22 protein-coding genes and 2 pseudogenes are annotated in these 24776 nt (G+C 73.4%); 13 read left to right on the forward strand and 11 right to left on the reverse strand.

Annotation, left to right across the window (positions count from 1 at the left end; genetic code table 11):
• Window positions 1–43: 43 nt before the first annotated feature.
• Window positions 44–958, reverse strand: a complete 915-nt coding sequence (locus ACFY2B_RS13765) for a helix-turn-helix domain-containing protein (protein WP_390763328.1) — start codon at window positions 956–958, stop codon at window positions 44–46.
• Window positions 959–1036: 78 nt separating this feature from the next.
• Between ACFY2B_RS13765 and ACFY2B_RS13770 the strand changes: the two genes are divergently transcribed.
• Complete coding sequence (locus ACFY2B_RS13770) at window positions 1037–1879, forward strand: phytanoyl-CoA dioxygenase family protein (protein ID WP_390763329.1); 843 nt, start codon at window positions 1037–1039, stop codon at window positions 1877–1879.
• A gap of 3 nt (window positions 1880–1882) precedes the next feature.
• Here the strand turns inward: ACFY2B_RS13770 and ACFY2B_RS13775 are convergent, their stop codons facing one another.
• Window positions 1883–2851 carry an aldo/keto reductase gene (locus tag ACFY2B_RS13775; RefSeq protein WP_390763549.1) on the reverse strand — a complete coding sequence of 323 codons (969 nt, stop codon included), beginning with the start codon at window positions 2849–2851 and terminating at the stop codon, window positions 1883–1885.
• Window positions 2852–3084: 233 nt separating this feature from the next.
• Between ACFY2B_RS13775 and ACFY2B_RS13780 the strand changes: the two genes are divergently transcribed.
• A complete protein-coding gene (locus ACFY2B_RS13780; protein WP_390763330.1) occupies window positions 3085–3951 on the forward strand; it encodes an endo alpha-1,4 polygalactosaminidase in 867 nt (288 codons plus the stop codon).
• A gap of 63 nt (window positions 3952–4014) precedes the next feature.
• On the opposite strand, the gene ACFY2B_RS13785 is transcribed toward ACFY2B_RS13780, so the two are convergent.
• The 3 genes from ACFY2B_RS13785 to ACFY2B_RS13795 are packed head-to-tail and all read right to left on the reverse strand — an operon-like array spanning window position 4015 to window position 5998.
• On the reverse strand, window positions 4015–4548 hold the full coding sequence (locus ACFY2B_RS13785) for a flavoprotein (RefSeq protein WP_390763331.1): 534 nt from the start codon (window positions 4546–4548) through the stop codon (window positions 4015–4017).
• 40 nt (window positions 4549–4588) lie between these two features.
• The gene (locus tag ACFY2B_RS13790; protein WP_390763332.1) at window positions 4589–4789 is read right to left on the reverse strand and encodes a ferredoxin; all 201 of its coding nucleotides are present in this window, start codon (window positions 4787–4789) and stop codon (window positions 4589–4591) included.
• 12 nt (window positions 4790–4801) lie between these two features.
• The gene (locus ACFY2B_RS13795) at window positions 4802–5998 is read right to left on the reverse strand and encodes a cytochrome P450 (RefSeq protein WP_390763333.1); all 1197 of its coding nucleotides are present in this window, start codon (window positions 5996–5998) and stop codon (window positions 4802–4804) included.
• Between the two features lie 339 nt (window positions 5999–6337).
• On the opposite strand from ACFY2B_RS13795, the gene ACFY2B_RS13800 reads away from it, so the two are divergent.
• Window positions 6338–6787, forward strand: coding sequence for a nitroreductase family deazaflavin-dependent oxidoreductase (locus tag ACFY2B_RS13800; protein WP_390763334.1), 450 nt, complete (start codon window positions 6338–6340; stop codon window positions 6785–6787).
• Window positions 6788–6866: 79 nt separating this feature from the next.
• Here the strand turns inward: ACFY2B_RS13800 and ACFY2B_RS13805 are convergent.
• Window positions 6867–7296: pseudogene (locus tag ACFY2B_RS13805) on the reverse strand (cation transporter).
• Window positions 7297–7651: 355 nt separating this feature from the next.
• Here ACFY2B_RS13805 and ACFY2B_RS13810 point away from each other — a divergent pair.
• The 5 genes and pseudogenes from ACFY2B_RS13810 to ACFY2B_RS13830 all read left to right on the forward strand — a co-directional run bounded on the left by ACFY2B_RS13810 (window position 7652) and on the right by ACFY2B_RS13830 (window position 11265).
• Window positions 7652–8602, forward strand: a complete 951-nt coding sequence (locus tag ACFY2B_RS13810; protein WP_390763550.1) for an NADP-dependent oxidoreductase — start codon at window positions 7652–7654, stop codon at window positions 8600–8602.
• A 119-nt stretch (window positions 8603–8721) separates the two neighbouring features.
• The gene (locus tag ACFY2B_RS13815; RefSeq protein ID WP_390763335.1) at window positions 8722–9114 is read left to right on the forward strand and encodes an anti-sigma factor antagonist; all 393 of its coding nucleotides are present in this window, start codon (window positions 8722–8724) and stop codon (window positions 9112–9114) included.
• 90 nt (window positions 9115–9204) lie between these two features.
• A pseudogene (locus tag ACFY2B_RS13820) lies at window positions 9205–9273 on the forward strand (ribose-phosphate pyrophosphokinase-like domain-containing protein); the annotation flags it as partial.
• A 236-nt stretch (window positions 9274–9509) separates the two neighbouring features.
• A complete protein-coding gene (locus ACFY2B_RS13825) occupies window positions 9510–10172 on the forward strand; it encodes a DUF4230 domain-containing protein (RefSeq protein ID WP_390763336.1) in 663 nt (220 codons plus the stop codon).
• A 523-nt stretch (window positions 10173–10695) separates the two neighbouring features.
• On the forward strand, window positions 10696–11265 hold the full coding sequence (locus ACFY2B_RS13830; RefSeq protein WP_390763551.1) for a VanZ family protein: 570 nt from the start codon (window positions 10696–10698) through the stop codon (window positions 11263–11265).
• Window positions 11266–11325: 60 nt separating this feature from the next.
• Here ACFY2B_RS13830 and ACFY2B_RS13835 read toward each other — a convergent pair whose 3' ends face one another.
• Window positions 11326–15618, reverse strand: a complete 4293-nt coding sequence (locus tag ACFY2B_RS13835) for a CHAT domain-containing protein (protein ID WP_390763337.1) — start codon at window positions 15616–15618, stop codon at window positions 11326–11328.
• A gap of 142 nt (window positions 15619–15760) precedes the next feature.
• Here ACFY2B_RS13835 and ACFY2B_RS13840 point away from each other — a divergent pair, with 142 nt between their 5' ends.
• The 3 genes from ACFY2B_RS13840 to ACFY2B_RS13850 all read left to right on the forward strand — a co-directional run bounded on the left by ACFY2B_RS13840 (window position 15761) and on the right by ACFY2B_RS13850 (window position 18471).
• Window positions 15761–16120, forward strand: coding sequence for a hypothetical protein (locus ACFY2B_RS13840; RefSeq protein WP_390763338.1), 360 nt, complete (start codon window positions 15761–15763; stop codon window positions 16118–16120).
• Window positions 16117–16977, forward strand: a complete 861-nt coding sequence (locus ACFY2B_RS13845) for a hypothetical protein (RefSeq protein ID WP_390763339.1) — start codon at window positions 16117–16119, stop codon at window positions 16975–16977. The genes ACFY2B_RS13840 and ACFY2B_RS13845 overlap by 4 nt, the downstream gene beginning before the upstream one ends.
• Before the next feature lie 273 nt (window positions 16978–17250).
• Window positions 17251–18471 carry a ricin-type beta-trefoil lectin domain protein gene (locus ACFY2B_RS13850; protein WP_390763340.1) on the forward strand — a complete coding sequence of 407 codons (1221 nt, stop codon included), beginning with the start codon at window positions 17251–17253 and terminating at the stop codon, window positions 18469–18471.
• 18 nt (window positions 18472–18489) lie between these two features.
• Here ACFY2B_RS13850 and ACFY2B_RS13855 read toward each other — a convergent pair whose 3' ends face one another.
• Window positions 18490–18735, reverse strand: a complete 246-nt coding sequence (locus ACFY2B_RS13855) for a hypothetical protein (protein WP_376528126.1) — start codon at window positions 18733–18735, stop codon at window positions 18490–18492.
• A gap of 504 nt (window positions 18736–19239) precedes the next feature.
• Here ACFY2B_RS13855 and ACFY2B_RS13860 point away from each other — a divergent pair.
• The gene (locus ACFY2B_RS13860; protein WP_390763341.1) at window positions 19240–20205 is read left to right on the forward strand and encodes an SDR family NAD(P)-dependent oxidoreductase; all 966 of its coding nucleotides are present in this window, start codon (window positions 19240–19242) and stop codon (window positions 20203–20205) included.
• Between the two features lie 116 nt (window positions 20206–20321).
• On the opposite strand, the gene ACFY2B_RS13865 is transcribed toward ACFY2B_RS13860, so the two are convergent.
• Both ACFY2B_RS13865 and ACFY2B_RS13870 read right to left on the reverse strand, forming a co-directional pair.
• A complete protein-coding gene (locus ACFY2B_RS13865) occupies window positions 20322–21611 on the reverse strand; it encodes an ROK family protein (protein ID WP_390763342.1) in 1290 nt (429 codons plus the stop codon).
• A gap of 91 nt (window positions 21612–21702) precedes the next feature.
• Complete coding sequence (locus tag ACFY2B_RS13870; protein WP_390763343.1) at window positions 21703–22611, reverse strand: DUF3626 domain-containing protein; 909 nt, start codon at window positions 22609–22611, stop codon at window positions 21703–21705.
• Between the two features lie 104 nt (window positions 22612–22715).
• On the opposite strand from ACFY2B_RS13870, the gene ACFY2B_RS13875 reads away from it, so the two are divergent.
• Window positions 22716–23210 (forward strand): FBP domain-containing protein, encoded by a 495-nt coding sequence (locus tag ACFY2B_RS13875; RefSeq protein WP_390763344.1) that lies wholly within the window; start codon window positions 22716–22718, stop codon window positions 23208–23210.
• 38 nt (window positions 23211–23248) lie between these two features.
• Here the strand turns inward: ACFY2B_RS13875 and ACFY2B_RS13880 are convergent, their stop codons facing one another.
• Window positions 23249–24694 (reverse strand): erythromycin esterase family protein, encoded by a 1446-nt coding sequence (locus tag ACFY2B_RS13880; protein WP_390763345.1) that lies wholly within the window; start codon window positions 24692–24694, stop codon window positions 23249–23251.
• Between the last annotated feature and the right edge of the window lie 82 nt (window positions 24695–24776).

Genomic DNA, 24776 nt, shown 5'->3' on the forward strand with positions numbered 1-24776 from the left:
ACGGCGCGGCCCCCGCGCGCAGGCCGGCCCGGCGGAGTCCGTGTCACGTCCCCGTACGCGCCCTGGACCGGTAGGCGCCCGGCGGAAGGCCGTAGCGCGCACGGAAGACCCGGCTGAAGTGGAACGGGCTCGGAAAGCCCGCTGCCCGGGCCACCCGTTCCACGGTCAGGTCGGTGCCCTCCAGCAGCCGGACCGCGTGCCGCAGCCGGGCCTCGCGCAGCGCGCGCATCGGGGAACGGCCGGTCTGCCGGGTGAACAGGTGGGCGAACCGGGAGGGCGACAGCGCGACGTCCGCGGCGAGTGAGTCGACGGTGTGCGAAGCCCCGGGGTCGGCGGCCATCACCTCCTCCGCCCGGCGTACGCGCGCGTCGAGCCCGACCGGTGCCGTCGGCCGGTCCGCCGCACCGGTCGTGAGCAGCACGATCTCCTCCAGCGCGCACAGGGCCAGGTCCCGGGCCGCGCTGCTGTGCGCGACCGAGACCGGCTCACCGTCCGCGGGGCCGGCTTCGGGCGGCGCCCCGGCACCCGTCCAGCGGGCGTCGGCGAGCATCCGGCCGAACGCCGCGCCGACCCGGTCGTGCAGACCGCCCGGGACGGGAGTGACGGCGTACAGCCCGTCGGCCACGGCGTGCCGGCCGAGCCGGTCCGTCCAGCCGGGCCGGGCCTGGCAGTGCGTCCACCAGAAGCGCCAGTGCCGGGCGCCCGGCGCGACCGCGTACCGGTGCGCCGCCCCCGGAGCGAGGACCACCAGGTCCCCGGCGCCCGCGTACACCCCGGCGGTGCCCCGGCCGACCAGTCCGCGCCCGCCCGTGGTCCAGGTGAACAGCCAACTGGACGCCCCGTCGGGCCGGTTGACGCTGTAGCCGGTGTCCTGGTCGAAGTGGCCGACCACGACCACGCCGGGCGGTGGGGAGGGGGCGGCGGGCGCGGCAGCCCTGGGCAGTTCCGCAGCTGTCATGGGCATCCTCCGGACGAGTGCGTCGGGCCTAGCGTGACGGGCGGGAACACCGCACGGGAGAGAACCGAGGAGTGGACGATGACAGCCACGGACAGCGGCGCCACCGGCGCCCCCATCCTGCCCGAGGATCTGCGGCGGCGGCTCGGGGAGTTCGAGGAACAGGGTTTCACCGTCATCCGCGGGCTGTTCGGGCCCGCGGAGACCGAGCGGTTGTGCGCCGAGTTCGCGGCGCTGCACGCGGCCGGGCCGGTGCCGGGGCACTTCGAGCCGCGGCCGGACCCGGCGGGCGGGCCGGCCGACCCGCTGCGCGCCTACCCGCGGGTGATGCATCCGCACGAGATCAGCGCGCTCGCCCGGGACGTCCTGGTGGACGCCCGGCTGCGGCCGGTGCTGGCGGCGCTGCTCGGCGAGGAGGTCCTGGCCGCGCAGAGCATGTTCTACTTCAAGCCGCCGGGCGCCCGCGGCCAGGCGCTGCACCAGGACAACTTCTATCTACGGGTCGAACCGGGCACCTGCGTGGCCGCCTGGCTCGCCTGCGAGGCGATCGACCGGGACAACGGCGGTCTCGAAGTGGTGCCCGGCACCCACCGGATGGGCCTGTTCTGTCCCGAGGAGGCGGACGTCCGGGAGTCGTTCGCCCGGGAGTACGTGCCTCCGCCGCCCGGTCTCGCCGCGGTGCCCGTGGACATGGCGGCGGGTGACGTCCTGTTCTTCAACGGGAGTCTGGTGCACGGTTCCGGGCCCAATCGCACCGCCGACCGCTTCCGCCGCTCGTTCATCGGCCACTACGTGGGCCGTTCCGCGCGGCGGATCGGGGCCCACTACCGGACGCTGTCCCTCTCCGGTGAGCGGGTCCGGCTCCCGGAGAGCGAGGGCGCCGGTCCGTGCGGCACCGAGTTCGCGCCGCACGGACCGCACTGACCGTCAGTGGCCGCTGATGGCGTGCGGGGTGTAGGACTGCTCCAGTTCCTCGATCTCCTTGTCGCCCAGTTCCAGTTCCACGGCGGCCACCGCGTCCTGAAGGTGCTGCGGCTTGGCCGCGCCGACGATCGGCGCGGTCACCGTGGCCCGGTGCAGCAGCCAGGCGAGGGCGATCCGGGCCCGCGGCACACCGCGCTCGGCGGCGATCCGGGCGACCGCCTCGACGATCGAGCGGTCGCTCTCCAGGTAGAGGCGGCCGCCGAAGTCGTCGGTCGTGCTGCGGTCGGTGACGGTGCCCCAGTCGCGGGTGAGGCGGCCGCGGGCGAGCGGGCTCCAGGGCAGCACTCCCACGCCCTGGTCCGCGCAGAGCGGAAGCATCTCCCGCTCCTCCTCGCGGTAGAGCAGGTTGTAGTGGTTCTGCATGGACACGAACTTGGTCCAGCCGTGCCGCTCCGCCGTGTACTGGGCCTTGGAGAACTCCCACGCGTACATCGAACTGGCCCCGATGTAGCGCACCTTGCCCGCCTTGACCAGGTCGTGCAGCGCCTCCATGGTCTCCTCGACCGGGGTGTCGTGGTCGTAGCGGTGGATCTGGTAGAGGTCGACGTAGTCGGTGCCGAGGCGGCTGAGGCTGTGGTCGATCTCGGTCATGATCGCCTTGCGGGACAGCCCGCCCCCGTTGGGCCCGGGCCGCATCCGGCCGTGCACCTTGGTGGCAAGCACGATCTCGTCGCGGCGGGCGAAGTCACGCAGCGCCTTGCCGACAATCTCCTCGCTGGTGCCGTCGGAGTAGACGTTCGCCGTGTCGAAGAAGTTGATGCCCGCCTCCAGCGCCTGCCGGATGAGCGGACGGGACGCCTCCTCGTCCAGCGTCCACTCGTGCGTGCCCCGGTCGGGCAGCCCGTAGGTCATGCAACCCAGACAGATCCGGGACACGTCCAGGCCCGTCGAACCGAGCTTCACGTACTGCATCGTTGCTGCTCCTGCCTTGGGGACGGTTACCTTCTCGCAGCGTACGTGCTCGGCGGGGTCCGGCTTGACGGCGGCGGGTCCTGCGGCTTGGATCGTGATCACGTGTCCGGCGCACCGCGCGGACACGCAGAGGTGCGCCCAGCCGGTGACGGACACGTTCTCAGCCCGGCCCGAGTCGCCAGGACCGTCGCGGTCCGAGGCGGGGCCGTACCCGCGATCCGCTGGAGCGGTCCATGCCCGCGAAGGGTGCTCTGCGCACCGAAGGTCCGGTGCCGGCCGTCGGCACGAGGATTCTCACCGCGCTCGTCTCGGCGGCCCTGCTGCTGACCGGCTGCGGGTCCCCCGAGGACTCCGCGCAGGCCGGGCCCGGGCCGGCCGGTACGGCGTCCGCGGTGCGGCTCCCGCCCCGGCACGCCGGCTTCGACTACCAGATCGGCGGCGCTTATCCGCCCCCGGCCGGTGTCCGCGTCGTCAGCCGCGACCGCACGGCGGCACCGGCCCCCGGCCTCTACAACATCTGTTACGTGAACGCCTTCCAGGCCCAGCCGGACGAGGTGGCGGCGTGGCCGGCCGACCTGCTGCTGCGGGACGCGCACGGCAGGCCGGTCGTCGACGAGGACTGGGACGAGCCGCTGCTCGACATCGGCACCGCGGCCAAGCGCAGGCGGGTGGCGGAGCGGGTCGACCGCTGGATCGACGGCTGCGCGGACAAGGGCTTCGACGCCGTCGAGCCGGACAACTACGACAGCTACACCCGGTCCGGGAAGCTGCTGACGGCGGCCGACGCGACCGCGTTCATCGCGCTGCTGTCCCGGCACGCGCACGCCCGGCACCTGGCCGTCGCGCAGAAGAACACGGTGGAGCTGGCCGGTCTCAGGCACCGCACGGGCCTCGATTTCGCGGTGGCGGAGGAGTGCGCGGAGTGGGACGAGTGCGGTGCCTACGCCGACGCGTTCGACGACCGGGTCCTGGTCGTCGAGTACACGGACGGCGGGCTGCGCAAGGCCCTCGCGGGCTTCGGCGACCGCCTGAGCATCGTCCGCCGGGACCGCGCGGTGTCGCCCGAGGGCAGCGCCGGTTACGTCCGTGAGGTGCGCTGAGTCCGGGTGCGGTGCCGGTCCGGGAGGCGGCGCACGGCCCTCTCCCCCGCGTCCCGGTACGGGTCAGGGGCGCTCCAGCAGGTCCAGAGCGCGTTCCCATCGGAAGTCCGGCCGGTGTCCGCTCCCGTCGGGCTCGCCGGTGTACGGCTCACCGACACGGACGCCCATGGCACGCAGCCGCACCAGGCTCGCCCGGTAGGCCGGGTGGGCGGCCAGCGCGTCGCCCACACAGGGCAGGACGGCGATCGGGACACCCAGGCCGTACGCCTCGCAGAGGGTGCCGAGGGCAAGGGTGTCCGCGATCCCCGCCGCCCACTTGTTGAGGGTGTTGAAGGTGGCGGGTGCGGCCACCACGGCGGCGGGCGCCGGGAAGGGGCGGGGGTCGGCGGGGGTGCGCCAGGCGGAGCGGACGGGACGGCCGGTCTGCGCCTCGACGGCACCCACGTCGAAGAAGCCGCCCAGGGCGACCGGGGTGGCCGTGACACCGACCTCCCAGTTCCGCTCCTGGGCGGCGATGATCAGCTTGCCGACGCCCGCGGCCACTCCGGCCGCGCACACGACGAGCTGGAGAAAGGGCTTTTCGGCCGGTTGGGTCACCCCGGAACCCTACGCCGCCGCGGGTCCGGCCGGGGTGGGCTCAGCCGGGTTGCCCGGTCACCGTGATGGCGCCGACCGGGCAGGCGCGTGCCGCGTCCCGGACCAGTGGGTCGCCGCCGCCGTCCTCCCGTCCGGGCAGCAGCGTGCTGAAGCCGTCGTCGTCCTGGGTGAAGACGTTCGGGGCGGTCAGGGCGCACTGGCCGGCGCCGATGCAGACGTCTCGGTCGATCTCGATGTGCATGGCCAGAGCCTCTTACCAAGTCACGGGGAGTTCCAGCATCCCCTGGATCGTGTCGCCGGGTTTGAACGGGATCTCCTCCGCCGGAACGGCGAGCCGGAGCCCGGGCAGTCGGCCGATCAGCGCGGCCAGGGCGATCTCCAGCTCGGTCCTGGCCAGGTTCTGGCCGAGGCACTGGTGGATGCCGAAGCCGAAGGCGACGTGGTGGCGGGTCGAGCGGTGCCAGTCGAGTGAGTCCGGCCCGGGGTAGACCCCCTCGTCGCGGTTGATGACCGAGGTCGAGAAGACCACGCCCTCACCGGCCCGGATGGTCGTCCCGGCCACCTCGATGTCCTCGGTGGCCACCCGGAGCAGTCCGTCCGCGATGGACAGCATCCGCAGCAGTTCCTCGACCGCCGCGGGCAGCAGGGAGGGGTCCGCGCGCAGTTCGGCCAGCCGCTCGGGGTGCTGGAGCAGCGTGAAGGTGCCGAGGGAGATCATGTTGGCGGTGGTCTCGTGCCCCGCGACCAGCAGGATGATCGCGAGGGCGACCAGTTCGTCGCGGTCCGGCGTGCCCTCGCGCGCCTGCTGCTCGACCAGTTCGTCGATCAGTCCGTCGCCGGGCTCCTTGCGCTTGCGGTCGATCAGGCCGCCCAGGTACTCGTCCAGCCGGTCCCGGGCGTCCTGCGTGGCCTCGGCCGTGGGGCCGCGCAGCAGCCGCCGGGACTGCTCCTCGAAGAATTCGTGGTCGGCGTACGGGACACCCAGCAGTGCGCAGATCACCATGGAGGGCACGGGGAGCGCGAACGCGCTGACCAGTTCGGCGGGCGGCCCCTGGGCGATCATCCGGTCCAGCAGGTCGTCGACGATGCGCTCGATGCTCGGCCGCAGCGCGGTGGCCCGTTTGAGCGTGAAGCTGGGGATCATCATCCGGCGCTGGGTGTGGTGCTCGGGGTCGTCGACGCCCAGCAGGGCCGTCTTGCGGTCGCGGACCCCGGCGAACCGGGGTGTCGTGATCGGGAAGTCGGCGCGGGTGCGGTTGCTGGACAGGCGCGGGTCGGCCAGCAGGTCCCGCGCGAGGCCGTGGCCGGCGACGAGCCAGGCCGGGCGGCCGTCGTAGAGGGCGACCCGGGTCAGCGGCCGGGCGGCGCGCAGCGGGTCGTAGCCGGTGGGGGGGTGGTAGGGACAGGTTCGGTCCTGGGGGAAGGCGACGGGTTGCGACAGTTCCGTCATGGAAGACCTCACAGACGAGGGGTGCGTCGTGCCGATCTTCATTAGATGCCCGAGGCACCTATCGCGCGACGCCAAGTTCAGCCAGAACGGTCACCTGCGGAATCTGGCCGGGAAGCGACGCTTCCGTTTCGTGCGTTCACGGCCCCGCAGGGCCACACCGGGAATAAAGAACCAGCCATTCACAATAGTCGCCGTTGGTGGCGATCGCCGTACGCCATTCGGCCGTGTCGCCGTCCGGCCGGGCCGGACGGGCGGCCCGGTGCGGTGCGGATGAATACCGCGGTCATCGGTGTTGAATCGATCTGTCAGCGAGCCCCGTCCGACGAGGAGAGGAACAGCATGCCTGTAGAGGGTGAGTACGAACCGAGTCCGGCCGCGTGGGTCCGGGAGCAGGTCGAGTTGTACGAGAGTTCCGGTGGCACCCGGGGCACGACGCTGCGGGACACCGGGCTGCCCGTCATCGTGCTGACCAGCCGGGGAGCCCGCAGCGGCAAGATCCGCAAGACGCCGCTGATGCGGGTGGAGCACGACGGGCGGTACGCCGTGGTCGCTTCGCAGGGCGGTGCGCCCAAGCATCCGGTCTGGTACTTCAACCTCACCGCCGACCCGCACGTGGAGTTGCAGGACGGACCGGCCAAGCAGGACATGACGGCCCGGGAGGTCACCGGCGCGGAACGGGCCGAGTGGTGGAAGCGGGCGGTGGCCGCGTACCCGCCGTACGCCGAGTACCAGGAGCGGACGTCCCGCGAGATCCCGGTCTTCGTCCTCGAACCGGGCACCGGGAGCTGAATCCGGCCGCGCACCGGCACCATCCGGAAAATCTGCCGCGGGCAGGCATGAACAAGTCCGGGTCCGGGCACCTTCTGCGTCAGGCCCCGCCGCGTTCCCCCGTCGCGGCGGGGCTTTCCCGTCCCTCCCCCGCCGACCGGTCGGTCACGTCCAGGAAGATCTCCCCGGTCCCGGGGAAGGTCTCGGCGAGGGACCGCTTGATGCGGACCGCGACGTCCTCGACCCGTTCGCTCTCCAGGCCCGGCACGAGATCGATCCGGGCGGGCCCGGATCCGCTCGGCCCGCTCCGGGTCGGCGGCCTCGCCGATGAGCCGGTCGCGCGCGTCGCGACCCAGCCGTGCGTCGGCGGGGCGGTGGCTGCGGCGCAGCGCGACCAGCAGGAAGACCTCGTTGAGGCTGTCGGCGACCGAGTGCGCGGCCTCCGACAGCAGGGCGGGCGAGCCGGTGAGGAAGCCACCGACGGCCTGGGCGACGACGATCACCAGATTGGCCGCGAGCGCCACGAGCACGGTGATCCGCGTCCGGCGGTCGGCCTTGCGCCGCGTCCCTCCGTCGCCGTCGCGCCGTCGGGTTGTCCGGTTCACTCCTGCCGACTGCCCACGGCCGGGCGACTCACACCGTGCGGCGGCGGCGACCGGAGTCCGGCGTGCGGACGGCGCAGGCCCGGCGATTTCTGGCCGTCGGCCCCCGTCGCCGTCGCGGACCCACCCGTCGCCGGCGTACCCGTCCGGGAGATGTCCTTCGCGGACCTGCCCGTCCGGTGGGCACCCGTCGTGGATGTCTCTTTCCCGCCCTGGAGCACCGGCCTGCGGCGGCCCGCCGGTGGAGCGTTCCGGACTGCGCGCCGCGGCGGTCCGGGTGACCATGAGGGGTGTGAACACGATGCGTGCCATCAGCCAGGACGTCCTCGGCGGTCCCGAGGTGCTCAAGGAAGTACGGCTGGAGCGGCCCGCGCCGCGCCCGAACGAGGTGCTGGTCCGGGTCCGCGCCGCCGGCGTCAACCCCACCGACTGGAAACACCGGGCCACCGGCGGCTTCCTGGGCGAGCCGCCGTTCGTCCTCGGGTGGGACCTCTCCGGCACGGTGGAGGAGACGGGGATCGGCGTGGCCGCGTTCGCGCCCGGGGACGAGGTCTTCGGCATGCTGCCCTACCCGTTCGGGCACGGCTCGCACGCCGAGTACGCCATCGCGCCGGCCCGGGCGCTCACCCACAAACCCGCCGGGATCGACCATGTGCAGGCCGGCGCGCTGCCGTTGGTGTCGCTGACCGCCTGGCAGACCCTGGTGGAGACGGCGGAACTGGCGGCGGGACAACGGGTCCTGGTGCACGCCGCGGCCGGCGGGGTCGGGCATGTGGCAGTGCAGATCGCCAAGGCGCGCGGCGCGTACGTGATCGGCACGGCGAGCGCGGGCAAGCACGACTTCCTGCGGAGCCTCGGCGTGGACGAGGCGGTCGACTACCGGAGCACGGACGTCACGGAGGCCGTGCGGGGTGTCGACGTCGTGCTGGACACCCTCGGCGGTGACAACGCCGTCCGGTCGCTACGGGTGCTGCGCCCGGGCGGGATCGTGGTGTCGATCGTGCCGGTCGGTTCGCGGGAGTTCCACGACGAGGCCGCGCGGCTGGGCGTGCGGGCGGTCCGCGTCCTCGTGGACGCCGACCGCGCGGGCATGCGGGCGATCGCCGCACTGGTGGCGGAGGGCCGGCTGCGGGCCACGGTCGCCGAGACGTTCCCGCTGTCCGAGGCCGCGCGGGCGCACGAGTCGGGCGAAACCGGTCGGACGTCAGGGAAACTGGTCCTGGTGACGGCCTGAACTGGACGGCGGACGGCCAAACTCGAAGACATATGTCAATCGAACATGCTCAAATTCGTTCTATCGAGGGTAACTTGCAGAGCGGGGAACGGATCCCGGCACGGGTGGGAGGTGACGTCGTGCGCCCGGAACCGCGGCAGGAATCCGCACCGCTCACCAGGCACCTGCGCGTCCGCGAGGACCGCGGGCACACGGTGCTGGAGTTCCACGGGGAGATCGACATCGCGGCGGCCGCCGAGCTGGCCCCGCAGCTGGACCGGGTGACGGACCGGCCGGGCGCCCGGATCGTGATCGATCTGCGGAACATCGAGTTCTTCGACTGCTCGGGGCTGCGCCTGCTCTACCGGGCCCGCACCCGGGTGCTGGAACACGGCGGAACGCTGCGCCTCGTGTGCACCCACCCGCTGACCCTGCGGGTCCTGCGGGTCACCGGCCTGGCCCGGCTGCTGCCCGCGCTGCCGACGCTGGAGGCGGCCCTGGCGCAGCCCGAGACCACGCCCGGCCCCTGGTGACCCCGGCGCCCCCGGGCGTCAGGGCCGGTACGGCGGCGGCCCGTCCGGTGACGGCCCGGTACCGGGCGCGTCGAACAGGGCGCTGATGCTGAGCTGCTGATGATGTGCGACGCGGCCCGCGGCGCGTCGGCGAGCCGCATCACGGTCGTCATGCCGCACTGTGCGGTCCGCTCCTCACTTGATCATCACGGGGCTGCGGGGCTCATGCCACTGAGGGCGGCCGCAGTCACCGCAGGAGACCACTGGGGTGTACGGGGCTGTCGGGGCGTCGCAGGAGGCTCGCTGCGCGGGCGTGCGCCCCGTGTGCCCCTGCCCGGGCCACCGATCCGCCAACCGGCCGGTCTGGCACGGCGGTTCGGCGGGCATCCGGAGGAACAGGAAGGGGGAACGTCGACATGACGACTTCCAACAGGCGGCTGCCCGGACGCATGCCGGGCTGGGCGAAAGTCCTGACCGCCGTCGTCCTGGTCCTCGCGGCGGTCTTCGCCGGGATCCGGCTGGCCGTGCTGCCGGGCATCAAGGACCTGTTCGGCACCGAGACGCGCGATCGCTCGGGACCGGCGCTGCTCGAATCGATCAAGGACATGAGCCGCTACGACGCCGCCTCCGGCACCTTCCAGGTCGTCGTGGACCTGGAGAAGGACGCGAAGCTGCTGCCCGACGCGATCCGCGGCACCCGCACCCTGTACGTCGGTACGGGCACCGTGGACGCCTACGTCGACCTCGGCCGGCTGGGCGAGCGGGACGTGACGGTCGACGGCGACCGCACGTCGGCCACGCTCCGGCTGCCGCACGCCCGGCTGGGGAAACCGGCCCTGGACGCCGACCACTCGTACACCGTCTCCAAACAGCGCGGACTGCTCGACCGGCTCGGCGACTTCTTCTCCGACAACCCCAACAGCGAACACGCCGTGCAGCAGCTCGCGGTACAGCACATCGGCGAGGCGGCCCGCGGCAGCGGGCTGACCACCCGGGCCGAGACGAACACGACCGCCATGCTCCGAGGGCTGCTGCACTCCCTCAGGTTCACGGAGGTGCACATCTCGTACGGGAGCTGACCGTGCCGCCCCGGCTTGCGGTGCGGGCGAGGGCATCACGGGGCGGTTCCGGGGTAACCGCCCCAGCACGCAGGCAAGCCGACGACAGGAGGACCGCATGGCCCGCACCGTTTCGCACCTGCGCACCGGCGGGAGCGACACTCCGACGGGAAGGCGACGCCCCGCGGGAAGCACCCGGTCTCCCGGCACCGCAGCGGACCGTCGCACGACCGGCACCGGCGCCACGGCCGGGTCCGGACGCTCGGGCGCATCCGGGGGTCCCGGTAAAGCCGGTTCCGGTAAGGCCGGTTCGGGTAAAGCTGGGGGTTCCGGTACGTCCGGGCGTTCCGGCGCGTCCCGGAGTTCCGGCTCCAAGGGTTCCGGAAAGTCCGGGAGTTCCAGCACGCCCAGGAGTTCCGCCAAGAAGTCCGGCACGCCCAAGGGTTCCCGTACGTCCAGGAGTTCGGGCAGGTCCGCGGGCCCCGGCAAAGGCTCCGCTTCCGCCGGATCCCGGCGGCCCGGCGCGCACCGGGGTCCGGCGGGACTGCTCCGAGCGCTCGTCGGCGGTGGCTTCGCGAAGGCGCGCGGCGCGGGCGGGCCGCGTCGCGGTGTCCGCAAGGCCGGTGGCGCGGCACGGCCGCCCGGTGCGGACCGGCACGCGCTCCCGTGGCCCGTGCGGCTGGCGGCGATGCTGGTCGCCTTCGTGTGCATGGTGGCGTTCGCCGTCGTGCTGGCCCGGCTGACGCTGGTGCCGTCCCCGGCGTCGGTGGCCCTCACGCACAGCAACCTGCGCCCGGGCAGTTCCCTGCGGGCCTATCTGGACCAGCCCGGACTGCGCGACGCCGCCAAACAGATCGGCGGGAACGTGCTGCTCGGCCTCCCGTTCGGGGTGCTGGTGCCGGTACTCGCACCGCGGGCCCGCGGCATCCTCCACGTGCTCCTGCTCACCGCGATGGTGATGCTGCTGGTCGAGCTGGTGCAGGGGGCGCTGATCACCGGGCGCGCCTTCGACATCGACGACGTCATCCTCAACACGGCGGGTGCGCTGGCGGGTTACCTGTTCCTCGGCCGCCGGCTCGGGCGGGCGGTGCACGCACGCGCGGCGAAGGCGTGACGTCCCCGTCCGGCCACGCTCCGTTCCGGACGTCCCGCCGGGCCGGTCCGCCCGCGCCGCTCAGGGCCCCAGGTGCACGTACGGAGCCCACAGCCAGGGGCTGCGCGGATAGCGCTCCCGCAGGTCGCGGGTCACCCGGTACAACGCCTCGGCGGGCGGCACACCATCCGCCAGGTGGCCGTACACGGCCGTGGTGAACTCCGTGGCGTCGCCGTCGGCGACCTCCCACAGGGTGGCGATCACATGGGTGAAGCCGGCCAGTTGGAACGACGAGGCGACATGGTGGGCCTCGTCGGCGAGGTGGTACGAACCGGCGGCGGATCCGCACGAGGCGAGGAACGCCAGTTCGGCGTCGAGGTCGAGCGTCGAGATGTCCGGCAGTGCCAGTGCGCCGTCCTGCAGCACCAGTTCGTTCGCGGTGATGCCGAGGAAGTCGGCCCGCGTATGGCAGGCGAAGTGCGCCCAGGTATGTCCCGCCAGCTCGCGGAGCACGGCCTGTTTGGTGGCGCCCTCGCCGGTCAGGACGGTGGTCCGGGGGAACAGCCCGGCGAGCGCCTGCGCGTCGGCCGCGGCGTGCCGCAGGGGCGCGGCCCCGGGCGCCTGCGGTGTGGCGACGGCCAGCAGGCGCGGATCGCGGCCGAGGCGGGAGCCCCCGGGCGCGGCTGCCTTCGGGCGCAGCGCGTTGAGTGTCGTGGTGTACGACGACATGACGTAGTCGGCGATTCCGTGCGGGGTGGCGCCGGTGTACCGCCCGGCCGCGTGCAGCGGCAGGAAGTTCAGGAGGCCGGTGGGGCACCACCACAGCCGGGGCGGCGAGGCGCCGCCGGGTGCGAGGTCCAGCGCCCGGACGACGGGTTCCGCCACCGCCTCCCACAGCCAGGCGAGCGTGTCCAGGACGACCCCGCCCGCCTCCCACCGCTGCTCGGCCGGCTCGTGCGGGTCGTGCAGCGCGCCGACGGCCGAGTCGAAGGCCATGAGCCGGTCCGCCGCGGACCGCAGGTCCGCCTGGGGCAACGGCACACACGTCGCCGTCCCCTCGGCGAGGACGATGGCGTCGCTGCGTACGGTCGCGAGGTTGACGACCACCACCGGGCCGCCCACGGTCAGCGTGCCGAGGTCGGGTACGCCCGGCCGCAGGAAGCTCTCGAAGCCGGGCAGGCCGCGGATCTCGTCGCGTACCCGTTCCCAGGAGCGGACCGTCAGCCGGTGCTCGTCCCTCGCGGGCCCCGGCGCCCTGTCCGGAGCCTGGTCGGCGCTCGCGCCGAGGGTGGTCATGGCCTCGCCGAGCCGGCTGAACTCCGCGGCCAGCTCCGGTGCCTGCCGGCGCAGGTCCGACAGGTCGCGCCGGGTCTCGGTGAGCTGTCCGAGCAGAATGCCACGGCCCCGTTCGAGGAGGTCCAACGCCCGGTGGGGATCGCCCAGTTGCAGCGCGCAGGCCGCCGCCTGCGAGGCGAGCAGGGGCTGGTCGGCAATGAGCAGCTCGCGGTCGGACCGGGCGAGCCGGTGCCCGACCAGGCGCGGCAGGAGGTCCACCGCGGCCTCGAAATGGGCCGCCGCGTCCTCCCAGTCGCCCCGGGTGACGGCCGTTCGCCCCGCCGACTCGGCGGCGGCGATGCGTTCCGGGAGGGGGAAGTGCGTGGTCCGGTAGACCCGGCCGCGCAGTTCGCGCACCTCCCCGGTCGGGTCCTCTCCCCCGGTGTCGCGTCGCGCCAGGACGTGGGACAGCGCCAACAGCGCGCGCACGTGCCCCACGTCGTCCGCGCCCGCCGCCGCCATGGCCTCGCGTGCCACGGCCTCGGCCTCGTCCAGCAGCGACGCGTCCTCCTCGTACCGTTGGATGCGCAGCAGCGCGCCGACCAGGTTGGTGCCCCAGACCGGGCGGCCCGGATGGCCGGCGGGCCCGGTCCGGATCGCCTCGCGCAGCAGCTCGGCGGCTTCCCTGGCGTCCTGTGCGGACCCGCGGTGCTTGGCGCGCCCGAGCAGCGTCACCGCCAGATGGGACAGCAGGAGGGAGCGGTCCTGGCGGCCCGTGGCGCGCAGCGTCAGCGACTTCCGGCCGAGGTCCACGATCGCGTCGAGTTCACGCTCGTACGCGGCGAAGGGCTCGGCGAACAGGGCGGTGAACATGTGCGGGCTGTTCTCGCGCGCCCGGCGGGCCAGGTCCGTGAAGGGGGCGAACTGCCGGCTGTGCTGGAGTCTCGCCTCCGCCAGCCGTGCCATGGCCTCGGCGGTCGTACGCCACGCCTCGGGGCCGGCGGCTGCCTCCTCCAGTACGTCCATGGCCTCCAGCAGCGCCGTGCTGTCCCGTGAGACCTCGTAGACGGAGGCCAGGCAGGCACCCAGCTCCAGCAGGGACCGGGACCGGTCGAAGGAGTCCTTCCGGGCGAAGCGCACGGCGGACCGGCAGACGGGGACGAGTTCGTCGAGCAGCCTTCTGTCCCGGGTGCTGTCGTACGCGGTGGTGAGGGCTCCCACGCATCTGCCCAGGAGCGGGCCGCGCTCGCCGTCGGTCAGGGTGGGGTCGTCCAGGCAGCGTCGGGCCAGGCTCAGGGACTGGTCCAACGCCCCGTCGTCCCGGGTGAGCTGGAACTGGACGCGGTAGGTGTCGATGAGGGCGACCTGCGCGCGGCGGGCCTCGACGTGCTCGACGGGGAGTTCGGCGGACACCGCTTCGAGCAGTTGCCTGCCCTGTGCCAGGGCGTCGGCGTCCTCGCTCAGCTCGGCCAGCAGCGTCAGCGAGTGGCCCAGTTCGACGCGGACGGGGAGGTGGTGGGAGTGGTGCGGGCCGGCGTGCCCGGCCGCCGTCCGCAGCACGGCCACCGCTTGCTCGGCGTCGAAGAGGTCACCGGTGGCCGTTGCCAGTTCCTTGTACGACAGCCCGGTGTTCAGCAGTTGCACCGCATGGGCCGGCCGGCTCGGGTCCAGCGTCCGTGCGGCGGCGTGGTTGAGGCGTGCCGATTCCCGCATGGCCGCCACGTCACGCAGCATCAGCGCCTTCACCCGCAGCACGTTGCCGAGGCAGGACAGGGCGCCGGATTCCTGCGGAGTCAGCCGATGCGCCCGGCGTGCCCATCCTTCGGCCTCCGCGATGTCGTCCCGCGCGCCCTCGTCGGCCCTGTCGCCCGCGGCGTTCACCTGACGCCCGCCGTCGTGCGCACGGGTCTTGAGGGCGTTGGCGAGACCGACCATCCGGCTCACGGCTTCCGGCCCCGTCGCGTCCGTGCCGGCGAGCGCGGCCCGCAGGACGTCCACCGCCTCGTCCAGCGCGGCGGGGTCGCCCTGGGCGTCGTGCGCCATCCGGAGACACAGGCCGAGGTCCGTCCGGTAGGCGCGTCGTCGGCCGTCGTCCGTCCCGGGGTGCGCGACGAGCGCGCGCAGCACGCGGGCCCGTGCGCGCAGCAGGGCGGGCTGTCCCTGGGCGATGTTCAGCGGTACGACGACGGTGAGGGCGTCGAGGATGCCGTGGCTGCGGGCGTCGGCCGGATCGCACTCCTCGGTCACCCGCTCGACGTACGCGCCGGCCTGGCGGACCCACTCGGCGGACGGGGTGCGCAGGTGGCCCTGGATGAGGGACGTGGCCAGTCGGAGGCGGACCTGTAGCCGGGTCTCGGGGTCCGCGGCCTTCTCCTGGACACGGTCCCATGCCGCGGCGCCCAGGGAGAGCAGCCGGGGATCACTTCCGGCGGGGCCGCCCGCCCTGTCACGGAAGGCGTTGAGCAGATTTCCGCCCAGCGGGGCGAGCAGTGGTACAGCCTGTTCGTCGGCGACCGGCGCGAGGGAGTCGATCGTGCGCGCGGCCCAGTCGACGGCCTCCGCGAGCGAGTCGGGGTCCCCGTCCGCCGCGTGCCGTTGCAGCAGGACCTCCACCAGGTTGATCTGCAGCATCTCGGGCAGGGCTCCGATCTCCCGCAGCATGCCGATGCCGCGCAGGAACAGCCGGATCGCCTCGCTCGACTGTGCCGGGTCGCCCGTGGCCCGGTGGGCGGCGGCGTGGCCGACCGCCTCGTCACCGAGCCGCAGGGCTTCTTCGAGCAGTCCTGCCGGGGCGGATTCCCGCGCGAGTACGGCGCCGATCTCCGCCGGCACCGCATCCGGCATCCGCGCCCACAGGGGACGGAAGAGTTGCAGGGCGTGGTGGAAGTCCGGGCCGTCGTACGTCTGCCGGGCCGCGCAGCGGAACCAGTGGAACCAGCCCAGGATGCGGGCGGCCTCGTCGCTCCAGGACGTCCGCAGGGCCCCGGTGAGGAGCTGGGCCGCCGCGTCGGCCTCGGGCCCGAGCACCTGGCGTGGATCGGCGGTGGCCGCGAACCGGTCGAGCCGCGCCCGCAGGGCGCCCAGTGGCAGGTTCTCCATCTCCCCCATCGCTCCCCCATCGCTCCCCCATCGCTCCCCCATCGCTCCCCCGTGGTGGTTGCCGAGCGACTCGCGCCCGTACCATCATGCAGCGACGCCGACACGTCCGCTGCGGAAGTGTCAAGGAGCGGCGAGGAGGGGCATGGAGGGGCGGGGTGAGGTCGCGGCATGGTGTGAGGCGCTCCCTCTCCTGCGGCGGATCGCCGCGGCGCAGGGCCGTGCGGACGAGGTCGCGGAGCTGGTGCGCCGGCTCCGCACGGACCCCGGCGTGGTGCCGCAACTCGACCATCTGGGACGGCAGTTCGGCATTCCGGGCGTCGGACCCAGGTCGGTGGTCGGGGTGCCCGGCGTGGCTCCGGGGGTCCCCGTCGACGGACTGTTCGTCTGCCCCGCCGACCGGTGCGACCGGGACTGGGTGCGGGCGCCGGGTGTGGCGACGCCCGAATGCCACCTTTTCGAGGAGCCGTTGGCGCGGACGACGCCTGAACGGCGCACCCGGTGACGCCCTTCCTCAACGAGCTGGCCAGGCAACTGGCCGGCAAATGGCTCTCCCTCCTCGTCGTACCCGGGGTCCTCTTCGTCGCCTCGGTCGCCGTCGGCTGGCGGATGCGTTTCGGGGCGTGGCCCGGCGACGAGGGGTTCGTGACCGGGCTCCAGCAGGGCGGGGCCTCGGCCGGGCAGCTGGCCGCGACCGTGCTGGGCGCCCTGCTGGTGTCGGCCTGGGCGGGGCTGCTGGCACAGGGTTCGGGGCGGGCCGTCCACTGGCTGTGGCTCGGCCGGTGGCCCGGACGTACCGGGGCGGCGCTGGCCGGCCGGCGCCGTCGCCGCTGGACGCGCGCCCAGGAACGCTACGAACAGGCGTACCGCCAGGGGCAGTCGGACGAGGTCCTGGCCGACCTGGCGTACCGGCGCAATCGCATCGCGCTGGCGCCTCCCAGCAGGCCGACGCACATGGGTGACGCCGTCGCGGCGCTCGGCGTCCGGGTCCGGCTCGAATACGGGCTCGACCTCGAACACGGCTGGCCGCGGCTGTGGTTGGTGCTGCCGGAGGAGACCCGGACGGTACTGGACGAGAGCAGGGATGCCTTCGGCCGGGCCACCGCGCTGGCCGGCTGGGGCGTGCTCTACGTCCTGGCGGGAGCCGTCTGGTGGCCGCTGGGGCTGGCGGGGCTGGGCACGCTGCTCACGGCCGTGGTCCGGGGCCGGTCGGCCGTGGCGAGTCTGGCCCAGCTGATGGAGTCGGCGGTCGACCTCCACGGGGCGAACCTCGCCGTCTCTCTGGGTATCCCCGTCCCGGACGGCCGGGTCACACCGGGGATCGGCCGCGAGATCACCCGCGCGGTGCGCAAGGGAGCCTGAGGGGCCGGCGAGCCGGTGTCCGGGGACACGAACATCCTGGGGACGCCCCGGACGGGCGCGGGACCGCGACCTGGGACGGCGGCGGTGCGCCGCCGGACCCGGCACATGATCGTCCCAGACTGGTCCGTACCAAGGTATTGACGCCCCCTTATCTCACTTCTTAAATCAAGAAGCGTCACCTTCACCCCCCCCACCTCGGCCGGCACTTCCGTGTTCCGGGCCGCCGTATGGAAGGGAGAGCCGTGGCCCCCCCCACGCCTGCTCCGCACCTCTGTGTTCGCCGCTCTGTCCGCCGCGCTCGTCGCGTCCGTGGCGATCGGCCCGGCCCGGGCGGACGCCTCCTCCGGCGCCTCCGACGCCGGCGTCGCCGCCGTGACGTTCTCCGACACCTTCGACGGCCCCGCGGGCGCGGCGGCCGACTCCTCGAAGTGGCAGACCGAGACCGGCGACAACGTCAACAACCATGAGCGGCAGTACTACACGTCGGGCAACAAGAACGCGGCCCTGGACGGCCAGGGCCACCTGGTCATCACGGCCAAGCGCGAGAACCCGGCGAACTACCCGTGCTGGTACGGCACCTGCCAGTACACCTCGGCCCGGCTGAACACCTCCGGGAAGTTCACCGCGCAGTACGGCCACGTCGAGGCGCGGATGAAGATCCCGCGGGGGCAGGGCATGTGGCCCGCCTTCTGGATGCTGGGCAACGACATCGGCAACGTCGGCTGGCCGAACTCGGGCGAGATCGACATCATGGAGAACGTCGGGTTCGAGCCCTCCACCGTGCACGGCACCCTCCATGGTCCCGGGTACTCCGGTTCGGGCGGTATCGGCGCGGGTTACAGCCTGCCGAACGGACAGGCGTTCGCCGACGCCTTCCACACCTTCGCCATCGACTGGGCGCCGAACTCGGTCAAGTGGTCGGTCGACGGCAACGTCTACCAGACGCGCACCCCGGCCGACGTGGGCGGCAACGCCTGGGTGTTCAACAAGCCGTTCTTCCTGATCATGAACCTGGCGGTGGGCGGCTACTGGCCCGGCGACCCGGACGGTTCCACCGCGTTCCCGCAGCAGTTGGTGGTGGACTCGGTGTCGGTGACGACCAGCGACACCGCGGCCGGCGTCGCGATCAAGGGTCTGGCGGGCAAGTGCGTGGACGTGGCCGGCGCGAGCGCCGCGAACGGCACGCCGGTGCAGCTCTACGACTGCAACGGCACCGCCGCCCAGCAGTGGGCGGTGGGTTCGGACGGCACCATACGGGCGCTCGGCAAGTGCCTCGACGTCACCGGCAACGGCACGGCGGACGGTTCGGCCGTACAGCTGTGGGACTGCACCGGCGGCCCCAATCAGAAGTGGGCGGTGTCCGCGGCGCACGACATAGTGAACCCGCAGGCGAACAAGTGCCTGGACGCCACCGGCAACAGCTCGGCCAACGGCACCCGGTTGCAGATCTGGACCTGCTCGGGCGGCGCCAACCAGAAGTGGACGGTGGGCTGAGGCCGGGCCGGCGAACCCTCAGTGCGGCCGCCAGGTGAACTTGTCGCCGCCCACCCAGCGGACCACGTCCGGATCGTCCAGGTCATGGACCGTGATGCCGTACGCGGCCGCGGTCTCCAGGACGTCGGTGACGGCCCGCGCGGCGCCGACCACCTGACCGTCGATCTCCATGATCCGGAAGGGCAGGCTGCCCGGCCTGCCCCGCATCACCCCGAGGACCAGGATCCGGGGGCGGCAGATGTGGGGGCTCGCTATCTCCGTCATACCACCGAGCCTAAATCCCATATGCCGGATATGTTCCATCGCATGTGTCGCCCGTCGAGTGATCCACTCGACTGACCACCGCGCGCCGCACGACGCCCGCCCGGCGTCGTGCGGCGCAGTCGTGCCCGGATGAACCCTCGGCGTGGAGGCGACGGCGGATCCCGCCTTCACCGGGGGACGGGCCGGACAGAGGAAGCCCCGACCGCGACGGGGGAATCACGGCCGGGGCGGCCAGGAGGTGGGTGCGCACGGCGGTCGCCTCTCGGCGAAGGGCTCCACAGGGCTTCAGCCGGACGATCGTCCCTGTGGGCGGAAGGTGAGGCCCGGGGACACTGTTCCGTCCGCACCCACGGCAGGTTCAACGGGTAACGATCCCCGGGTGTTCCATCCGGAGGCCCCACACGATGGTGATCCCCGTCACCCGGCCCACGCACCCCGGACGTCCGTGATCCGCACGGGTTTCCTGTTGACTTCGAGAGCACTTCAATTCGTAACGTTCCGGGCATGAGTACTACCGCACAGCACAAGATCGGATCGGGCTTCGGCGCCACCAGCACGGCGGACGAGGTCCTCGCGGGCATCGACCTCACCGGACGGCTCGCCCTCGTCACGGGCGGCTACTCCGGCCTGGGTCTGGAGACCACGCGGGCGCTGACCCGGGCGGGTGCCCGGGTGGTCGTGCCGGCCCGGCGCCCCGCCGTCGCCCAGGAGGCGCTGGCCGGCCTCGACGGGGTCGAGGTGGACGAGCTGGACCTCGGCGACCTGGCGAGCGTGCGCGGCTTCGCCGAGCGCTTCCTCGCCTCCGGCCGCGACCTCGACCTCGTGATCGACAGCGCCGCGATCATGGCGTGCCCGGAGACCCGGGTCGGGCCCGGCTGGGAGGCCCAGTTCGCCACCAACCACCTCGGTCACTTCGCCCTCGTCAACCGGCTGTGGCCGGCGATCGAGCGCGGCGGCGCGCGCGTCGTCTCCGTCTCCTCCCGGGGCCACCACTTCTCCGGCATCCGGTGGGACGACGTCCACTGGCACCGGGACTACGACAAGTGGGCGGCGTACGGGCAGGCGAAGACGGCCAACGCGCTGTTCGCCGTCCACCTCGACCGGCTGGGGCGGGACGCCGGGGTCCGGGCGTTCTCCCTGCATCCGGGCGGCATCCTCACCCCGCTCCAGCGCTACCTCCCCCGGGAGGAGATGGTCGAGCGCGGCTGGATCGACGAGCACGGCAACCTGCTGAACCCCGAGGGTTTCAAGACCCCGGAGCAGGGGGCTGCCACCCAGGTGTGGGCGGCCACCTCGCCCCGCCTCGACGGCATGGGCGGGGTCTATCTGGAGGACTGCGACATCGCCGGACCGGCCCCCGCGGACGGGGAGCGGGCCGGGGTGAAGGACTGGGCGTGCGACCCGGAGCAGGCGGCCCGCCTCTGGACGCTGTCCGCCGAGCTGACGGGAGTGGACGCCTTCGCCGGCTGAGCGCTCCCCGGACGGTCCCGGCGTGCCGCCCCGAGACGGCGGTGCGGCACCGTCGGCGACCGTGCGGCGCCTGCGATCGTCCGCGGGGGCGTCGCGGCCCGCCGCGCCCGGCACCGTCAGCGCGGGGCCCGGTCCTCCAGCGCCGCCCGCCAGGCCGGCAGCCGGTCCTCGGCCGCGGGCGGTGCGCGGTGTCCGCCGCGGTTGAAGAAGTCGGCCAGGGGCAGGATCGCGGCGCCCACGGTGACCGCGTCGGGCCCGAGCCGGCCGAGGTCGATCGTCACCTTCTCGGCCGGGTGGCGCAGCGCGTACATGGTCGCGTACCGGCGGACGGCGGGCAGGAAGCGCGGGCCGAGCTGGAGCCCGGCCCAGCCGCCGATCAGGATCCGTTCGGGCTGGAAGAGGTTGATCAGGTCGGACAGGCCGGCGCCCAGGTACTCGGCGGTCTCCTCCAGGACGGCCAGCGCCACCGGGTCGGCGGTGCCGTCCCCGGGCGGGTAGGCGGCGGCCAGCATCGCCGTCAGCGCGGTCTCCTCGTCGGTGCCCTCGGGCGGGCGTCCGCCTTCCTCGCGCCAGCGGGAGAGCAGGGACTCCGCACCCGCGTATGCCTCCAGGCAGCCGAGCGCTCCGCAGCGGCAGCGCCGGCCCCGCACCCGTACCGTCAGGTGCCCCCACTCGACGGCCCGGCCGTGCTCGACCTCCGGAGTGACGAGACAGGCGCCGACACCGGAGCCGAAGAGGACCACGACCGCGTTGCGCGCGCCGCGCCCGGCGCCGAACCACATCTCGGCCTGGCCCAGGGTCTTGGCGCCGTTGTCGATGAAGTACGGGACGGTGTCCGGGAGTTGGGAGCCGGCGCGGAGCAGCGCCTCCAGCGGGACGGCGTCCCAGCCGATCGTCTGGCCGTGCACGACGGCGCCCCGGTCGGCGGTGCGTTCCACGATGCCGGGGACGCCGACGCCCACCCCGAGCAGCAGCTCGGGTGCCGTCCCGGCGGCGGCGAGGACCTCGGCGACACCGTCGCGGACGTGACCGACGATGACGTCGACGTCGTACCGCTGCGGGGCCAACGGACGCTCCACCCGGGCGAGTTCGGTGAGCGCCAGGTCGAACAGCTCGACCCGGACCCGGGTCTCACCGACATCGACGCCGATCATGTGTCCGCTGTGCGGGGCGACGCGCAGCAGGGTGCGCGGCCGGCCGCCGTCGGAGTCGACGCTGCCGGCCTCCTCGACCAGGCCGTCGGCGACCAGATCCGCGACGACGTTGCTGACCGAGCCGGAGCTGAGGCCGGTCGCCGGGCCCAGCTCGAACCGGCTGAGAGGTCCGTCGAAGTAGAGCCGTTGCAGCACGGCCGTGCGGTTGCCCCGTCTGAGGTCGCGTACCGTGCGCCCGTTCCGCCCCGCCATGTGACTCCCTTCGAACCCAGCCCGACCTGCAACATACCCCCGCGGACGGGCCCGGCGCGACATTCTTCCAACCCTTAGTTCACGCTATGAGCTAAGAGGTGGGGGGCGGGCCGCCGCTCCCGTCCGGCGCCCGGGAGGGGGCGCGGGCGGTGCCCGCGCCCTCCGGCGCGCCGAACCGGGCGAGGGTGTGCCACACCTTCTTCAGGTCCTGGGGTTCGTGGCGGCCGGTGCGCGCCGCGTCCCCGATGATCCGCGGATCGAGCAGCCCGTCGCGGGCCAGGCGGGCACCCAGGTCGGTGTACCGCCGGCCGCGGAAGGCGGCGTGACGGTGCAGTTCGGGCACGGTGAGCCGGTAGCCGGGGTGCCATTCGAGCGGGCAGGGCAGCCCGCGGGCCGCGGCCTCGACCGGGGTGCCGCGGTAGCTCGCGTCGAGGACCAGCGCCTCCACGTCCCGGGCGAGCAGCACCCCGCCGTGCACGTGTGCCTCGATGTAGTCGTCGAGGGCGTCGCGTACGTCGCTCTCGGCGAGCGCGGTCAGATGGGTGCCGGCCGCCACCCCGAAGTCGCTCGGTTCGGCCGCGCTGTCGGGGTGGCAGAAGGTCGCGCGGGCCAGGGCGGCGCCGGTCAGCCGGGGGTGCGAGGAGCCGAACCGCGGTGCGGCGCCCACGACTTGGCGCCGGAAGTTCAGCCCGCCGTAGACCGGCCGTTCGACGGGGTGCGCGTCGTCGTAGACCCCGCCGAAGATCCGGCTCTCCCAGCGGGTGCGGTCGCCGCCGGGGTGCGCGGTGAGGCCGCCGTTGCCGGTGCCGGTGACGAACTGCGAGTGATAGGCGCCGTCGCGGGCCAGTGCTCCGAGGATCGGCAGGCCGCCGGAGCGCCGGTCGGGGTGGAAGTTCAGGGTGATGCGCAGGTCAGCGGCGAGAGCCGGGCCGGCGGAGCCGCGGGCGACCTGACGCAGCGCCGCCTGTGCCCGCGCCGGGACCGCGTCCCTGAAATCCATTGGCTCTCCCTGCCCCTGGCTGCCTACCCTGACCAAAACCTAGAGCCTCTAGGTTTCCGTCTCGCGGTCCGTACGTCTCTCGTACCCCCGGAAAGGGCTCCCCCATGAGATCACTCGACGAACAGGAGATCCGCAACTCCTTCGCCAACTGCTCGAAGGGTGAGGCCAGGCGGCTTGCGGTACCCCGCGACCTCGGCGAACGGCCGTGGGACGACCTGGACTTCCTCGGCTGGCGGGATCCGGGGGCGCCCGACCGCTGCTACGTGGTGGCCGAGCGGGAGGGCCGGCCGGTCGGCGTCGCACTGCGTTTCCCGTCCGCGCGGCGCGGTTTTCTGCACCGGAGCATGTGCTCGGTGTGCCTGACGACCCATCACGGGGGCGGGGTCTCACTGATGACGGCGCGCAAGGCGGGGGCGGCGGGCCGCGAGGGCAACTCGGTCGGCGTGTACATGTGCACCGACCTGGCCTGCTCGCTGTACGTGCGCGGCAGGAAGGTGCCCGAGGCCGGTCTGCGCATCGAGGAGAGCCTCACGACGGACGAACAGATCGCCCGCATGACGGGCAACCTGTTCGCGTTCCTCGACAAGCTCGGGGTCTGAGCCCGGCGGGTCCCGCGGCGGACGGCGCCGGGCCGCGGTCAGCCCTGGCGCAGCCGGGCCGCCGTCACACGGTGCAGATGCACCAGGATGTCGTGGCTGGGGGCGAGCGCGATGGCGTAGGGGCCGTCCGGGTAGTCCGTGCCGATGCTGCGCGTCGGCCGGGCCCGCTCCAGCCAGGCGCGCGCGGGCGCGCCGACGGAGCGCAGGTCGACCAGGTAGTCGCGGTACCGCACCCGGTCGAGGGTGGCCTCGTTGGTGCCCGGGCCGGCCGCCGGGAGCGTCCAGCGGTGGAGGGCGCCGTCCGGTCCGGTGGCGTTGAACGCGCCGTGGTCGAAGGTGAGGCCCACGCTCAGATAGCCGCAGCCGAGGCGGTCGCGCAGGAAGGCGCCCTGCATCTTCGGGTAGTGGGCGGGGTCCTGGGGCTCGTAGGCGACGTGCGCGTCGTGCGCCGACAGCAGCACCTTGGTTCCGGTGTGCCGCTGCCACCAGTCGACGTTGGCGGCCATCGTCTCGTCCCGGTAGCGCATGCTCGCGGCGACCTGGGCGGGGTCGTCGAAGTCGAAGGCGTACTGCCGGGCCGTCCGGTCGACGGCCGCCGCGTTCTGCACGGCCAGGTCGTAGGCGGCCCGGTCGGCGCCCGGGCGCTGCCGCCGCAGCAGCGCCAGCGCCCGTCCGGTGCGGTCCGCCATCTCCCTGCGGTCGGCGTACGGCTTGTTCAGGTACTCCTCGATGTACCGCCCCGTGGCCACGATCGGCCGCAGCCCCTGGTAGAGCGCGGCGAGGCGGGCGGTCAGCTCGGGATGCGTGCGGGCCGCGTAGTCCGTGACGGCGTCGTACAGCTCGGGCCCGGACCAGGCGGTGTCGTCGCCCAGGAAGCGGACCGGGCCGTCGGGGTGCCGCAGGTTGTACGACCGCATCCACTCGATGAGCCGCAGATAGTCCGTGTTGTTCCACCAGAGGTAGTCGCGCTGGAACTCCTCCCTCATGATGCGCCGTGGGTCGCCCTCGCCGCGCAGCACGTAGGCGTCGAGCAGCCGGCCGGTGCTCCAGCTGCCTTCCAGGGCGAAGGTGCGAAAGCCCCGCTCCTCGACGAGGTGGCGGAAGACGCGGTCCTTGAACGCGAAGAAGTCGTGCGAGCTGTGTGTGGCCTCGCCGAGGCCGACAACCCGGGCACCGCCCAGCATCCGGTCCAGGGCACGCAGGTCGCCGGTGTCGCCGCCGGGCTCGACGGTGCGCAGGGGGTGGGCGGCGCGGTCGAGGGCGGCGACCACCGGGTCCGGCCGCGGGACGGCCGCGACGGCGGCCCCGGGCACGGCGACGGTGGCCGCCAGCAGTCCGGTGAGCAGGGTCAGGACGACCGGGGTCCGAGGCCGTCTCCTGGTCCGGGGGCTCGGGTGCGGGTGTCCGGGGCCGGCGTCCGCGGGTCCGGGGGTCGCGTGCGCGCTTGCGGTGCTCGCGCCGGTGGGTCCGAGGCTCGTTCTCATGCGTCCGAGGCTCGCGCCCGGCGGTGCCGCGCGGCCATCCCGCCTTCCTCCGTCCCGGGGCGGGGGACTGCCCCCTTGCGGA

It is taken from the genome of Streptomyces sp. NPDC001270, from assembly GCF_042896695.1.
Classification (GTDB): domain Bacteria; phylum Actinomycetota; class Actinomycetes; order Streptomycetales; family Streptomycetaceae; genus Streptomyces.

Excerpts from the sequence above, each read along its gene's own strand:
- ACFY2B_RS13780 (WP_390763330.1), top strand. The coding sequence starts at position 3,085 with ATGCCCGCGAAGGGTGCTCTGCGCACCGAAGGTCCGGTGCCGGCCGTC.
- ACFY2B_RS13775 (WP_390763549.1), bottom strand. The coding sequence starts at position 2,851 with ATGCAGTACGTGAAGCTCGGTTCGACGGGCCTGGACGTGTCCCGGATC.
- ACFY2B_RS13800 (WP_390763334.1), top strand. The coding sequence starts at position 6,338 with ATGCCTGTAGAGGGTGAGTACGAACCGAGTCCGGCCGCGTGGGTCCGG.
- ACFY2B_RS13865 (WP_390763342.1), bottom strand. The coding sequence starts at position 21,611 with ATGGCGGGGCGGAACGGGCGCACGGTACGCGACCTCAGACGGGGCAAC.
- ACFY2B_RS13880 (WP_390763345.1), bottom strand. The coding sequence starts at position 24,694 with ATGAGAACGAGCCTCGGACCCACCGGCGCGAGCACCGCAAGCGCGCAC.
- ACFY2B_RS13810 (WP_390763550.1), top strand. The coding sequence starts at position 7,652 with ATGAGGGGTGTGAACACGATGCGTGCCATCAGCCAGGACGTCCTCGGC.
- ACFY2B_RS13835 (WP_390763337.1), bottom strand. The coding sequence starts at position 15,618 with ATGGAGAACCTGCCACTGGGCGCCCTGCGGGCGCGGCTCGACCGGTTC.
- ACFY2B_RS13825 (WP_390763336.1), top strand. The coding sequence starts at position 9,510 with ATGACGACTTCCAACAGGCGGCTGCCCGGACGCATGCCGGGCTGGGCG.
- ACFY2B_RS13875 (WP_390763344.1), top strand. The coding sequence starts at position 22,716 with ATGAGATCACTCGACGAACAGGAGATCCGCAACTCCTTCGCCAACTGC.
- ACFY2B_RS13870 (WP_390763343.1), bottom strand. The coding sequence starts at position 22,611 with ATGGATTTCAGGGACGCGGTCCCGGCGCGGGCACAGGCGGCGCTGCGT.
- ACFY2B_RS13855 (WP_376528126.1), bottom strand. The coding sequence starts at position 18,735 with ATGACGGAGATAGCGAGCCCCCACATCTGCCGCCCCCGGATCCTGGTC.
- ACFY2B_RS13840 (WP_390763338.1), top strand. The coding sequence starts at position 15,761 with ATGGAGGGGCGGGGTGAGGTCGCGGCATGGTGTGAGGCGCTCCCTCTC.
- ACFY2B_RS13860 (WP_390763341.1), top strand. The coding sequence starts at position 19,240 with ATGAGTACTACCGCACAGCACAAGATCGGATCGGGCTTCGGCGCCACC.
- ACFY2B_RS13770 (WP_390763329.1), top strand. The coding sequence starts at position 1,037 with ATGACAGCCACGGACAGCGGCGCCACCGGCGCCCCCATCCTGCCCGAG.
- ACFY2B_RS13765 (WP_390763328.1), bottom strand. The coding sequence starts at position 958 with ATGACAGCTGCGGAACTGCCCAGGGCTGCCGCGCCCGCCGCCCCCTCC.
- ACFY2B_RS13795 (WP_390763333.1), bottom strand. The coding sequence starts at position 5,998 with ATGACGGAACTGTCGCAACCCGTCGCCTTCCCCCAGGACCGAACCTGT.
- ACFY2B_RS13790 (WP_390763332.1), bottom strand. The coding sequence starts at position 4,789 with ATGCACATCGAGATCGACCGAGACGTCTGCATCGGCGCCGGCCAGTGC.